This is a genomic window from Mesorhizobium huakuii, from assembly GCF_014189455.1.
Classification (GTDB): Bacteria; Pseudomonadota; Alphaproteobacteria; order Rhizobiales; family Rhizobiaceae; genus Mesorhizobium; species Mesorhizobium huakuii_A.
This window is the reverse complement of the sequence record NZ_CP050299.1, coordinates 74,798-88,169: the sequence shown is the minus strand read 5'-3', so window position 1 is coordinate 88,169 and position 13,372 is coordinate 74,798. Positions and strand designations below refer to the sequence as shown.

General features: G+C 59.0%; 8 protein-coding genes and 3 pseudogenes. 6 read left to right on the top strand and 5 right to left on the bottom strand.

Annotation, left to right across the window (positions count from 1 at the left end; genetic code table 11):
* Window positions 1-378 precede the first annotated feature (378 nt).
* Window positions 379-579, bottom strand: a pseudogene (locus HB778_RS38215) (hypothetical protein); the annotation flags it as partial.
* 1 nt (window position 580) lies between these two features.
* On the opposite strand from HB778_RS38215, the pseudogene HB778_RS38210 reads away from it, so the two are divergent.
* From HB778_RS38210 to HB778_RS38190, 5 genes and pseudogenes are all read left to right on the top strand, one after another.
* Window positions 581-1,131 (top strand): annotated as a pseudogene (locus HB778_RS38210) (coproporphyrinogen III oxidase); the annotation flags it as partial.
* Between the two features lie 105 nt (window positions 1,132-1,236).
* Window positions 1,237-1,440, top strand: a complete 204-nt coding sequence (locus HB778_RS38205) for a PepSY domain-containing protein (protein WP_183455302.1) — start codon at window positions 1,237-1,239, stop codon at window positions 1,438-1,440.
* A gap of 3 nt (window positions 1,441-1,443) precedes the next feature.
* On the top strand, window positions 1,444-2,400 hold the full coding sequence (locus tag HB778_RS38200) for an omptin family outer membrane protease (protein WP_183465749.1): 957 nt from the start codon (window positions 1,444-1,446) through the stop codon (window positions 2,398-2,400).
* A gap of 130 nt (window positions 2,401-2,530) precedes the next feature.
* Window positions 2,531-3,562 (top strand): LacI family DNA-binding transcriptional regulator, encoded by a 1,032-nt coding sequence (locus HB778_RS38195; protein ID WP_183455300.1) that lies wholly within the window; start codon window positions 2,531-2,533, stop codon window positions 3,560-3,562.
* Between the two features lie 166 nt (window positions 3,563-3,728).
* Entirely contained in the window at window positions 3,729-4,532 is an 804-nt protein-coding gene (locus tag HB778_RS38190) for a TIM barrel protein (RefSeq protein WP_183455299.1), read from the top strand.
* Here the strand turns inward: HB778_RS38190 and HB778_RS38185 are convergent.
* Window positions 4,529-5,500: a LysR family transcriptional regulator gene (locus HB778_RS38185; RefSeq protein WP_183465748.1), complete on the bottom strand. Its 972-nt coding sequence runs from the start codon at window positions 5,498-5,500 to the stop codon at window positions 4,529-4,531. The genes HB778_RS38190 and HB778_RS38185 overlap by 4 nt on opposite strands.
* 527 nt (window positions 5,501-6,027) lie before the next feature.
* Window positions 6,028-6,945, bottom strand: a complete 918-nt coding sequence (locus HB778_RS38180) for a LysR family transcriptional regulator (protein ID WP_183465747.1) — start codon at window positions 6,943-6,945, stop codon at window positions 6,028-6,030.
* A 651-nt stretch (window positions 6,946-7,596) separates the two neighbouring features.
* On the opposite strand from HB778_RS38180, the gene nifA reads away from it, so the two are divergent.
* A complete protein-coding gene (nifA, locus tag HB778_RS38175) occupies window positions 7,597-9,417 on the top strand; it encodes a nif-specific transcriptional activator NifA (RefSeq protein ID WP_183465746.1) in 1,821 nt (606 codons plus the stop codon).
* A 141-nt stretch (window positions 9,418-9,558) separates the two neighbouring features.
* On the opposite strand, the pseudogene HB778_RS38170 reads toward nifA, so the two are convergent.
* Together HB778_RS38170 and HB778_RS38165 are read right to left on the bottom strand one after the other, a co-directional pair.
* Window positions 9,559-11,461: pseudogene (locus tag HB778_RS38170) on the bottom strand (ABC transporter ATP-binding protein).
* The gene (locus tag HB778_RS38165) at window positions 11,461-13,329 is read right to left on the bottom strand and encodes an ABC transporter ATP-binding protein (protein WP_183455294.1); all 1,869 of its coding nucleotides are present in this window, start codon (window positions 13,327-13,329) and stop codon (window positions 11,461-11,463) included. The pseudogene HB778_RS38170 and the gene HB778_RS38165 overlap by 1 nt, the downstream one beginning before the upstream one ends.
* Window positions 13,330-13,372 lie beyond the last annotated feature (43 nt).

Here is a 13,372-nt window from a genome sequence, read left to right as displayed (position 1 = left end):
AGAGGAGATGCAAACCCCAAGATCAGCCTCGGCGCGATATGCGGCGCTGGAGGTGGGACAATGCCGGGGAGCCCTCGTCTCCACTATGAGCCTCGACGCTCGCCACCTAGACAGAGGCAGCCCCAAACGAAACCAGGTCATGGGGCCCGACCCGCGGATGAGAGATTGTTGACCGACGTTCAATTCCCGCCTCTTGCACCTCATATCCGCCGTACATGGGCCTCGACCGCCGATCGGATCGGCTGGCCGCAGCTTATCAAAGGCCATTGTCAGCAATCATGAGAGTGGATTGATCGAGACAAAAGAGTCCGGCGGGGATTCCATCCTGGAGCGTGGCATGCGAGGCTGCCGGGATGCGCACAGGTATCGGCATCGACGTTACGGCATCGGACAGGACGCGGCTTGAGGCGATCGTTTTGGCGCGAAGTTCGCGCGCCTGACGGCGGCGATGATTTCGTCGGGATCGGCCTTCCAGATGAAGGGCCTCGGCTCTTGGTTGTGCTCCGTGATGAAGCGGTTGATGGCGGCCTGGAGATCGACGACGGGGTGGAAGACGCCGTGTTTCAGGCGCCGGCGCGTCCGAGAGATAGGGCTCGACCATTTCGCCTTGCCAGACGACGAACTCACCCTAGCGCAGACTGCCGGGCGCCTGCGGCGTAATCGCTGGGTTACTCGGCCGACACCTGCAAAACCCTGATCGGTTTCGGCGCGTCGGCTATCGGGCGTGTCGGCGAGGGTTACGTCCAAAACGATGTTACACGCGATTCGTACACCCACCACATCGCAGCTGGCCGTCTGGCGACGTCGAAGGGCTACCGTCTCGCTGACGAAGACCGCGTGCGAGCCGCAATCATCGAGCGGCTGATGTGCAATCTCGCGGTCGATGTGCCGGCAATCTGTGCCGCCCACGGATTTGATCCGATGCGTCTTCTCTTTCCAGCTGAACGCTTGGCGATGCTGGCCGAGGACGGGATCGTGGACATCGAAAGCGGTTTCATCCGCGTGCCGCAGGAGCATCGCTTTGTAATTCGCGCTGTTGCTGCCGCATTCGATGCATTTCTCGATCGGGTTGCCCGGTCCAAGCAGCGTATTCGGATCGGCTTCAACCGGTGCCCGGAGCGCACAACCTGACGCAGGGTGAACCGACGTCGCGCAAACATCGCCGAAGCTTTCAGGTTGCTGTCAGCTACGGCTGCCAGAAGGTTGTAATCTGAACAACCAAAGAAGGGACCCCAGATGGAGATCTCAGCACTTTTTCTGAACGTGACCGCCGTCGGCCCCGCACTGGCCGGCGGGAAATGGGACGTGCCGATCGCCAAATCGCAATCGCGCGAAGCGCTGCAGACCAAGCCTGAAGCTGACGGACGGCAGATCCGTTCGATCAAGGATCAGGAAGACGGCTGCCACACGGCTTATGCCGTCGGCTCGAAGGAGGGGTAATTCGTGAATCGCTGCACTTCATTCCCAATTTTGACTTTTGGCGCTTTCTGCGCCACGTCGGCCGTCGCCACGGCGGCGGATCAAACCATCTATGCTGCGCCAGACAGGAGCGTCGTGTTTGTTGGTGGCGTCGGCTACACCTGGCTAAAAGGTAACGAGCTTTTCTACGATGACGAGGGCAATGTTGTCAGCAAATTGATCTGGGAAACCGACGCGCCGGTTCTGACCACCAGCCTCAAGGCGGAGGTCTGGAACAACTGGACAATTTCAGCTAACGCCGTCTTCGGTTTCCCCGGCAACAGCCATATGGAAGACTATGATTGGTCCGACCTTGCGCCGAGCTTTGCTGAAGGGGATTGGTCGCATCGCTCGATCCACCCCGACACCGACCTTGTCCACTACATCAATTTTGATATCGCAGCAGGCCGAGACTTCGCGATCAACGATGCCACGACCATCAACCTTCATGGTGGCTTCAAATACACCAACGTGAAGTGGAACGCCTTTGGTGGCCCGTACACTTATAGTAAGTATGCCTTCCGGGACAGTGTCGGCAACTTCCCCGATCGCCAACTCGGCAGCAGCTACGAGCAGCGCTATCCTGGCCTTTTCCTTGGCGCGGAAGCGGCCACGACGCTCGGCAACTGGACGCTCTCGGGCCTGCTCCGCAGCGGCTTCACCGTTGATGCAAGCGATGTTGACCATCACTGGGTCCGTGGCCTGCGATTTGAGGCAGACCTCGACACGGTGCCGTTCATCTCGGTCGGCGCCAAGACCGGTTATCAGATGACCGATCGCGCCAGCTTCTTCCTGGCCGGCAATTTCGATAAGTATTTCCACGAGAAAGGCGATAGGGCGGTGTACGATATAGCGACCGGCAAACGAGGAACCGAAGAGTTTGTCGCCGGCATCGACTTCTATGCCCTTACCCTGTCGGCCAGCTTCAAGCTGACCTTCTAAAGCCGTGGAGCCACGGAAACGGCGGCCCAGCGTCAGCCACATGGAGAAATGCCTTCACTTGCAGTCTGGGATCACCGCCCAGGCTGCTCGATCATAGAGCCGCGCCGCTCATAACCACTCAGATTTGATAATGGCCAAACGTCCCACAATTGTCGATCTTGCCCGCGAAGCCGGGGTCAGTGTTGCAACGGTCGATCGGGTTCTGAACGCCCGCCTTCCTGTGCGCGAGGAGACTGCGCGGCGCGTCCACGAAGCAGCCCACGCGATCGGCTATCATAATGCCGGTCTCATCAAGCACCGCTTGAAGCGGCACCTGCCGCACTACCGGCTGGGCTTCATCTTGAGAAAACCGGCCCAGCATTTCTACCAAGAGTTCGCGCGCGAGGTCGAGGCCTCGGTAAGTTTGTCCCAATCCTTCCTCGGCATTCCGCTCATCGAATTTGCTCCGTCACATTTGCCCGGGGATCTGATCCCGCTCCTTAAGAGCCTTGGGAACCGCTGCGATGCGATCGCCATGGTGGCGCCGGACCACCCGAAGATCACGGCAGCGGTCGAGGAGCTCAAGGCGAAAGGCATCCCGGTGTTCTCGCTGCTTTCTGACTTCGCCTGCGGGGTGCGCGAGGGTTACATCGGTCTTAATAATCGCAAAGTCGGGCGGACGGCCGCTTGGATGTTTTCCAAGGCCGCCAAACGGCCTGGGAAGGTGGCCGTGTTTGTTGGCAGCCACCGTTTCCAGGGGCATGAGCTCCGGGAGGTCGCCTTTCGTTCCTATTTCCGTGAGAACGCACCTACCTTCGAAGTGCTCGATACGCTCGTGAACCTGGAAGAGCGGCAGATCACTTACGAAGCCATGCTGGATCTCATTCAGCGGGAACCTGAGCTCGTGGGCTTCTATATGGCCGGCGGGGGCATGGAGGGCGCTATCTCCGCCCTGCGCGAAGAGGGCAAAGGTGTGGATCTTGTCGCGATCGTGAATGAAATCACGCCCGAGTCGCGGGCAGCGCTCGCAGATGAAATCGTCACCATGGCCGTCGCCACTCCACTGCGTCGGCTTTGCCAGGAGCTGATGTTACTCATAGACCGAGGCATCAAGACCGGCACCGCGGAAATGCCGGGCGAGACATTTCTGCCGTTCGACATCTATGTCCCGGAAAACATCTGACATTGATGTGTTTCTATCACGGAGCCCAAATTCCTTTCATAAATGCAAGGAACGCTCGATTGACTGGCTTGCTTCAATCAGGCTTGTGCATCGGCCTGCGCTGGGGGGCGCGGCATAAGCCAGACAGGCAAACTGGCGGCCGCACTTCTGAAAGGAAAGCCAAGCCATGCGCCAGGTATCTCCCCGCTTTGCGGTCAACCACATGGCAGCGCCCCCTCTTGACGTCAGTGCATTTTTCGCGCTTGCGCGTGACCAGGGCCTAACCGATGTTCAAATCCGTGACCTTCATTTCAGCAATCCTGTTGCATGCGCCATTCCTGCTGCGGACGTCCGGTCTGCCGCCACCGAAGCTGGCGTAACCATAATCTCGGTCAACGCCTTGCAGCGCTTCAACGACTGGACTCCCACGCGTCAGTCGGCGGCGATCAAGCTCGCCGACTATGCGGCGGCGTGCGGGGCCAAGACGGTCGTGCTGGAACCGGTCAACGACGGCTCGTGGGCGTGCAATGGCGAGCGCCATGACAGTCTGCGCGTCGCTCTCAACGCGCTCAAGCCGATCCTCCAGCCGCGCGGTCTGATAGGTCTCATCGAGCCGCTGGGCTTTCGCACCTGCTCGCTTCGATCAAAGAAGCAAGCGGCCGAGGCCATTGCCGCGGTTGACGGCCAGTCAGTGTTCCGCCTCGTGCACGACACGTTCCACCACACCCTGGCCGGGGAGACGTTCTTGTTCTCCGAGCTTACCGGCCTGGTGCACATTTCAGGTGTGAATGACCCGACGTTCTGGATTTACCCGGATCGCTTCCTTGGAGGTTCCGACAATGGCAGCCAGATCCAGGCGCTGCTTGATGGCGGCTATGAGGGACCCTTCTCGTTCGAGCTGATCGAGGTGGTCCGCACGCTGGACGATCTTGCAGGCGCACTTGCTGCCAGCATTGACTTCATTCAGCGCCGGCTATTGACGCCAGATTAAGGAGTGGCAGGGGTACCAAATGTAAGTTCGCCTGGAAGCCTCCCGTGGTTTGACAGCGGAGGAGCCATCCGAGATGCCTCCTGCATCATAATCTCCCGCATCCAGATGCTTGCCGGATCGCTGTTGTGGAGTGACGGCCAACAGAGGGTCTCGGTGAATGCGGGAAGCGGCAGCGGAAGTTCGACGATCTGCAGGGGGAACGATTTTTCGAAATGCCTGACCAGCCGGGAGGGGATGGTCGCGATACGGGCCGTGCCGGACACCATCGGCGGGACCATGCTGAAGCCCTGCACGGCGACCTCGACACGTCTCTTGAGGCCATGTTCAAGCAAGAACCATTCCTCGATGGAGGGCTTCATTAGACGCCCGAACCTGACCGAGACGTGCCTCATCGACATGTATCTCTCGAACGTAAGCTGCCGTGGCAACTGCTTGTTGGTGCGACAGCCTACGCACACGAGTCTCTCCTCAAACAGTGCCACGCTTGAGTGCGCGCTCGACGTGAACAAATCCGGAAGAATTAGAAAATCGACGTCACCGCGCTGGAGAAGCTCATCGGGGCCGTCGTCGACAGGCAGCAATTCGAAGCTGACGCCGGGGGCTTCGCGCGCAACACGCTCAACGACTTTCTCAAAAAACACGAGCGTGGCGAAATCGGAAAGAATGATCCTGAAACGGCGGTCGGATTGAGCTGGGTGAAACGTATCCGAGGAAATAATCGAGCACTGGATCTGCAGGAGAGCGTCGCGAACCGCGGGGGCAAGTGCTGCCGCACGCGGGGTCAGAAAACGTTCGCGGCCGCTCGTCGTAAACAGTTCATCGCCGAAATAATCGCGCAGCCGGGCGACGGCCGCACTCATGGCCGGCTGGCTGAGGTTGATGCGGCGGGCCGCCGCCGAGAGATTGCGCTCCCCCAGCAGCGCGTCGAGCACAACGAGGAGATTTAGGTCAAGCCCTTTGAAACGCATGTCTTTAGCTATCCATAGCGTGGATGCCGTTGATCGAAACAAACCATTTTATCACTTTTCCGAAATCTCGCATGGACAAAACACCTGACGCACCGATCACCCGCTGCTCTATCGCGTGACCTGTGCCTTATGACCAGCTCGAAAGAGAAAAATTTTCTATTTACTGCGAAGTGGGGTGGGGTTGTGCGGGGAGAATGGCTTGCAACTGGCTAAGCATGTCGAATCCGCCCTTTTCCAAAAAGCCTGCGCAGCGCGAGCGCGGAGGTTCACGCAATTGGCAGCGACTCACGTCCCTCATCATCGGAGCCTCCGCCGTAGCCCGGCCGGAACTCACTGCGGCTTCTACGATTGCTGGGCTCGGTCCGTCGGACAAGCTTGAGGCGAATTCTCGCGACGCGACGGTCTTCAGGAAAGGGGCGCTCCGACCCGCGGATCAGAGTCCGTCGTCTCTTCACTCCTGACAACGACGTGAGAGTGGGTGGCGTGACGCTGAGTAAATCCAGGAGCGCCTGGAGCCTCCCTTGGTTTCACAGCGGAGCAGCCATCCGAGATGCCTCCTGCATCATGATCTCCCGCATCCAGATGCTTGCCGGATCGCTGCTGTGGTGAGCCGGCCATTGGACGGCTTCGGTGAACGCGGGAAGCGGCAGCGGAAGTTCGACGATCCGCAAGGGGAACGTTTTTTTGAAATGCCTGACCAGCCGCAAGGGCATGGTCGCGATACGGGCCGTGCCGGACACCATCGGCGGGATCATGCTGAAGCCATGCACGACGACCTCGACACGTCTTTTAATACCATGCTCAAGCAAAAACCATTCCTCAAAAGCCGGCTTCAGCATACGCCCGAACCTGACCGAGACGTGCCTCATCGACATGTATCTCTCGAATGTAAGCTGCCGTGGCAACTGCTTGTTGGTGGGACAGCCTACGCATACGAGTGTCTCATCGAACAGCGCCACGCTTGGATGGGGGCTCGACATGAAGAAATCCGGAAGAATTAGAAAATCGACGTCACCGCGCTGGAGAAGCTCATCGGGGCCGTCGTCGACAGGCAGCAATTCGAAGCTGACGGCGGGGGCTTCGCGTGCAACACGCTCCACGACTTTTTCTAAAAACACGAGCGTGGCGAAATCGGAAATAATGATCCTGAAGCGGCGATCGGATTGAGCTGGGTTAAACGGATCCGAGGAGATAATCGAGCAATGGATGTGCAGGAGAGCGTCGCGAACCGCGGGGGCAAGTGCTGTCGCACGCGGGGTCAGAAAACGTTCGCGGCCGCTTGTCGTAAACAGTTCATCGCCGAAATAATCGCGGAGCCGGGCGACGGCCGCACTCATGGCCGGCTGACTGAGGTTGATGCGGCGGGCCGCCGCCGTGAGGCCGCGCTCCGCCAGCAGCGCGTCGAGCACAACGAGGAGATTTAGGTCAAGCCCTTTGAAACGCATGTCTTCCGTTATCCACATGGCGGATATATTTCGGCGAAACAATCACAGTTTTGCAGAACGTCGCAAGCGCAACTTTCAAAAGCGCCCTAAACAAAACTTGATGTCTGCGTTGGCTGCGAGCACATTTATCTGACGTATGCCTTCCGGTTTAGGCCGAACAGCCGGATCGCACGTCGGTTCCTGCTAAGCCCCTCGCTGATCTGCGCAAGCTACATCGCGTCAGCTCGATGTGTGCGTAGGCGCCTACTCAAGGAAATACGAAAAGTTACGAGGTCTTTCCATGCGCAGGGAGTGCGGTGGACGTTGTGCTTATCGTCAGCCTGCGCCTTCTACGAAGCCATTCGAAGCGGCCGTAGTGGGCCCGCGCGAGGCCGCAGGTCCGTAGCCTTGGCAGCGACGAGCACGGCCGTTACATCCACCTGCCCGAAAATTACATGATGGGATTCCCTCATGGGCGTCGAGTTTGCTTTCACAAATAAAAGAAAGCTCGGTTGACTAGCCTCCCTCCTTCCCGTCTGTAGACCAAAGTATGGTTGCGCTCGGGAGGAGCCTGAAACGCGCCACGCCACTTGACGGGAGCGTCTACGCGCTGCGGCGTCGCAGGCTCATATTGCGCGAGTGTTGCTTTCGCCGCCCGAGATCGAGGATGACATGCTAGACCTGAAAAATAATCGGGAATCCGAACCGACTGCTGAGCAGACGCCGATATGCTGCACATCGCTGGGCGCGAAAACGGACGACTCCAAATCCGCGACGATCAACGCGGTCGCTGTGGTGCCGTCGCAAGAGAGCGCGCTTTCGGGCATCTCCGAAATATCGCAAGCACTCACCGCCGACTCTCGGCTCGAAGTCGCGTTGGCCAAGGTCGTAGGTCTCCTGCGGTCGTTTGTGCAGATGCGGCACGGCATGATCTCTCTCTTCGACGGTGATGGCGAACTGGAAACCACCGTTGGCGCCAGCTGCAACGAGAGCTGCAATGAGCGCGGCCGGATGTACATGCCGCGGAAGGCAATCGACCAGATTCTGACGACGGCTATGCCCCTGATGGCCGAGAACATTGCGGTTCATTCGGCCTTCACCACCGCCGACTTGGATGCGCTCGGGGTCTCGGACAATATACCAGTGTCGTTCATCGGCGTTCCCATTCGCGTCGATGCAAATGTCGTGGGTACGCTGACCATTGACCGCGTAGTGGACAGTGGCTCAAGATTTTGGCTCGATTACAACCTCCATCTGCTCCCCCTAATCGCCAACCTAGTGGGACAAGCAGTGAAGTTGCATCGCTCCTACTTGGGCGACCGCGTGCATCCGATCTCAGAGAAGGACCGGCAGCAAAAGGGGTTCTCCGAGCTCCAGCACCCGGCGCGGGAGCCTAACCAGATTCACGTCAAGGGGATGATTGGCGACAGTTCGGCGCTGCGCGGTCTGCGTCAGAAGGTCACGGTCGTAGCCAAGGCAAAGATTACGGTTCTGTTGCGGGGCGAATCCGGTACCGGGAAGGAGCTGGTCGCCAAGGCCATTCACGAGTTGTCGCCGCGTGCCAAGCGGCCCTTCATCAAGCTCAATTGCGCGGCGCTGTCCGAGACAGTCCTGGAGTCCGAATTGTTTGGTCATGAGAAGGGTGCATTCACAAGCGCTTTCAATTCGCGCAAGGGGCGTTTTGAGCTCGCCGACAAGGGGACGTTGTTCCTGGACGAGATCGGCGAGATCTCGGCCTCGTTCCAGGCAAAGCTCTTGCGCGTGCTGCAGGAGCAGGAATTTGAGCGCGTCGGCGGCAACCAGACCATTAAAGTTGATGTTCGCGTGATCGCAGCCACGAACAAGGACCTGGAAGAGGCAGTTGCAAGAAACGAGTTCCGCGCCGACCTCTATTACCGCCTCAGTGTGGTTCCCTTACTGGTGCCGGCGCTACGCGAAAGGCGCAGTGATATTCCGCTCCTCGCGGCTGAGTTTCTCAAGAATTTTAACGATGAGAACGGCCGCATGCTGACCTTCGATCCGAGTGCGATAGAGGTACTGATAAACTGCGATTTTCCCGGCAACATTCGCGAGCTCGAAAACTGCGTGTATCGGACAGCGGTCCTGGCGGCGGGACCATCAATCGGAAGAGACGACTTTGCCTGCCGCCAGGGCCAATGCTTCGCTGCGGCGCTGCGTAAATCCAGATCTGGCAACGTCGCGATGCAACCCGGGCCGATCGTGCCGCTGCCGGTGATTCCGGCGATACCGCCGGCTGCGGCCGCTAGTTCTGCCGCCGTCGCAGTCCCACCTGAAACCATAGGGCAGCCGCTGCGAGGGCCTGCCGGCGCAGTCCACTTCAATGGTACGACAATGACCGATGCCGAGCGTGTCATTGCGGCCATGGAAACATGTGGCTGGGTCCAGGCAAAGGCGGCACGCCTGCTTGGACTGTCGCCACGCCAGATCGGCTACGTGCTGAGGAAATACGGCATCGAGATCAAGCGTCTGTGAAAGGACGGCTAAGCCAATAACCAAGACAATTCATGCGCTGGTGTTTCAGTGGGGGCCATGCGCCAAATGGAAGAGGCAGGCGCCAACTAGACCAGGAAATTCGCTTGGAGATCAATTGGCGTCACAGCGCAGAAGTTTGCATTAGGTCGAAGAGGAGGCTTGCACCCCCGTATCGGATTTCTTTTCGGGAATGTCGTCGAAGGATGAGTAGTTGAGATTGTATAGCTTGGAATAGAGCCCACCCAGGGCCGTTAGTTGGTCGTGGTTTCCGGTCTCAAGGACTTGGCCGTTCTGAAGCACGATGATGCGATCGGCACTGCGGATCGTGGCGAGCCGGTGGGCGATGATGAGGCCAGTGCGGCCTTTAAGCAGTTTTGAAAGAGCCTTCTGGATCAGCATTTCCGTGTAGCTGTCGATATTGGCGGTGGCCTCGTCAAGAACGAGAATCTTGGCGTCCGCAACGAGAGCACGCGCGAAACTGACGAGCTGGCGCTGGCCGAGAGAAAGGTTGCCGCCGCGTTCGCCGAGCTGGGTATCGTATCCGTCTGCAAGGCTCATAATGAAGTCATGGGCGCCGACTGCTTTGGCGGCCTCGATCACGTTGTGCCACGTGGCCTCCTTCTTGTGGTAGCGAATGTTTTCGAAGACCGTCCCGGTGAACAGGAACGGCTCCTGCAGCACCATGGCGACCTCTCGGCCGAGCGATTCCTGGGTGAGATCTCGCACATCGTATCCGCCGACCAGCACTTGGCCCTGCTGAACATCATAGAAGCGGTGGACGAGGGCCATCGCGCTCGATTTACCAGAACCGGTCGGCCCGACCAAAGCGACCGTCTCGCTAGGCATGACCCTGAAGGAAACGTTTTTCAGCACCGGATGGCCGGATTTGTAGCCGAACGTGACGTTCCTGAACTCGACCGAGCCATCCATTTCCGGCGAAAGCACTCTGGCATTCGGTTTGTCCTGAACCTCGATCCTAACGTCCAGCACATCGGTCAGCCGCTTGCCGGATGCCATGGCGCGCTGCATGACCGAATACTGGAGGGTAAGGGAGCGAATTGGGTCAAAGAAGCGCTGGATATAGAATAGGTAGGCGACCAAAACGCCCACGTCGATGCGACCATTCATGATCATGGAGCCGCCGGCCACGATGACGATAGCCATGGCGAGCCCGGTGAGGCCATCGACGATCGGCACCATCACCTGTGCATACTTGGCAGCGGTCAGGTGAGCACTGAGGTCGGCATGCGCCTTGTCGTCATAAAGCATGAAATTTATCTGCTGGCGGTCCATGCACTGGACGGTGCGCACGCCGTGAATGGCTTCCGCCAGCGCGCCATTGACGACCGAATTGGTTTCGTGTGCCGCCATGAAGGCTTCGCGGGCACGCGGCAGCCATACGATGCGGATGATCAACAGGGCCGGCAAGACCGAGAGTGTCAGGAAGCCGAGGCGGAAGTCGAGGCACAGCATCACGAAAACGATGCCGAAGAGAAGAGCAATGTCTCCTACGGAATAGACTGAGGTCTCGACGAATTCGTGGATCGAGCTAACGTCGCCTTGAAGGCGGGACATCAGGCGTCCCACCTCGGTCTTGTCCATGAAGGAGAGCGAAACTTTCTGCAGATGGGCAAACATTGCGCGGCGGATATCGAAGAGGACGTTGTCAGCCATTTTTCCGACTACGGTTTCCTGCGCGTAGGCGGCGCCGAAATTAACCAGAATAGCGAGCGCAAACGCGCCGGCGGCCCTGAGCAGGGCGGAGCGATCAACGCCTGCCGGAGTTATGGCGTGATCGATCGCGCGGCGGATGATCAGGGGATGAGAAGCTGCGTGCCGACGAAGATCAGCAATGCGGCACTCGAGATGACTACCCTAGCACGGTAGGGACGAACGAAAGCCCAGATGCGTCGAACGATGCTCTTGTCGAAAGCCCTGCCGAACATCTCCTCCTTGATGCGGTGGGAGCCGACCACCGCGTGCGGGGGCGTCCGCCGCCGTCATTAGGTTCGATTTCAAGTTCGGCGGCGTGCCCCTTGGTCATCAGGGCGCGCCTCTGTGCGTGATCGCACTGTCATCTTCCGGGCGCAACTGGAGATCATAAAGGGCCTTATAGCGTCCTCGCTTAGCCAACAGCTCTTGATGGGTGCCGCGTTCCACGATCTCGCCATTGTCAATAAACAGGATCCGGTCGGCGTGCCTGAGCGAACTCAGCCGGTGGGCAATGATGATCGTCACCCTATCCTTGGCGAATCGCCGTATCGCCGCGCGGATGCGCTGCTCAGTGGCGGCGTCGATCGCGGCCGTTGAGTCGTCGAAAATGACGATTGATGGGCGCAGCATCATTGTGCGAGCTATCGTGAGACGCTGGCGCTGGCCGCCCGAGAGGGAGGCGCCGCGTTCGCCAACGACCGTCTTGTAGCCTGCGGGGAGGCTGAGGATGTAATCGTGCAACTGGGCGGATTCGCTGGCGCGCTTGATTCGCTGTTCTTTCGCCCAGGGATCGCCATAAGCGATGTTGTTCTCGATCGTGGTAGTGAACAGGAATGCATCCTGCTGTACGACTGCGACTTCCTTGCGAAGTGTGGCAAGGGTGACCGCGCGGATGTCCTGCCCGTCAAGCGTGATGGTGCCCCCGGTGACGTCATAAAAGCGGGCGATCAGGTGAGCGATTGTCGATTTGCCCGAACCCGGCGGACCGACGATAGCGATCGTTTCGCCTCTACGGGCGCAAAAGCTGATATTCTTCAGAATGGGGCGGTTTCCGGTGCCGGGATATACAAACGAGACATTATGGAAGCTCAGAGTGCCTTCACTGATCTCGAGCGGTTTGGCGCCGGAAGCATCCCTTATCGTGATGTCCTGGTCGAGCAGACCGAAGAGGCGCGAGCCGCAAGTGTAAGCGCGGGCGAAGCCATTGACCATTAGGCCGATCTGCCGGACGGGCATTTGCAGAATGGTCATAAACGCAAGGAACGTGGCGAGCGTTCCGACGCTGATTTGGCCCGCGATGAGCTTGTTGCAACCGATCCAGAGGACCAACCCCATGGCCAAAAAGAATGACAGCGTCATCGCCGACGTGTTGGGCACGTAGACGTCAACCTGCTCGTGGGCGAGGGCGAGCGCGTTCTTCGAGGCGCGGTCGAACTTCACCATCTCATAGGCCTGTGCCGAAAACGCGCGGACAACGCGGATGCCTGCGAGATTCTCCTCCATCACGCGGCCTAGAACCGAAAGCCGCTCCTGCAGGTCGAGCCAGGTGGCGCGTAGCTTTAGCTGTGTGACCGACGAGCGCCAGGCTACGAAAGGGACGAAACTCAGCGCGATCACCCCGAGCATCGGGTCGGTTGATATCATCGTGTAGGCGCCGATGCCCATCAGCATGGTGAGCAGAAGCATACGAACCAGGGCGGTGGAAAAATACATCCGCACGCCGTCGAGATCGAGCATGCCGAGGGTGATTAGATCGCCTGAATGAACCCGGTCGTGAAAAGAAAAGCTGAGACGTTGGATCTTGTCGTAGCAAGCAAGTCGCAGTTCGTACGCGACGTGATGCCCGACGGCCTCCGCAAAATAGTTCTGCGCCATCGTGAACAGGCCGCGTAGCGTACTCGCGGCGAGCAGCAGGAGAGCCGAAGTCCAGAGCGCTTGTTGTGCGGCGATCGCCGCAATACCGCCCCCAATCGCTATCTGAGTCAGGTCGACAGCCCGGCCGAGAAGCTGGGGAATGAGCAGCTGGAGGATTGCCGCTACGATCGTCGATCCGAAAGCGAAGGCGACCTGCCACCGGTTCCGCAAATTCATGCGGGTAATGCGCAGCAGCGTGCTGAAGCCACGGCCCCACCCGGCCGCTTGCTCATGCTTGGACGAATTCAGAGGCTTCGTCGCGCCGCCAATTGCATCAGTACCCACGTGTATGTTCCAGACTGAATTCCGACGCTTCCTGAGGCAAGCG

Coding starts and splice junctions, on each gene's coding strand:
- HB778_RS38195 (WP_183455300.1), top strand. CDS start 2,531: ATGGCCAAACGTCCCACAATTGTCGATCTTGCCCGCGAAGCCGGGGTC.
- HB778_RS38190 (WP_183455299.1), top strand. CDS start 3,729: ATGCGCCAGGTATCTCCCCGCTTTGCGGTCAACCACATGGCAGCGCCC.
- HB778_RS38185 (WP_183465748.1), bottom strand. CDS start 5,500: ATGCGTTTCAAAGGGCTTGACCTAAATCTCCTCGTTGTGCTCGACGCG.
- HB778_RS38205 (WP_183455302.1), top strand. CDS start 1,237: ATGGAGATCTCAGCACTTTTTCTGAACGTGACCGCCGTCGGCCCCGCA.
- HB778_RS38180 (WP_183465747.1), bottom strand. CDS start 6,945: ATGCGTTTCAAAGGGCTTGACCTAAATCTCCTCGTTGTGCTCGACGCG.
- nifA (WP_183465746.1), top strand. CDS start 7,597: ATGCTAGACCTGAAAAATAATCGGGAATCCGAACCGACTGCTGAGCAG.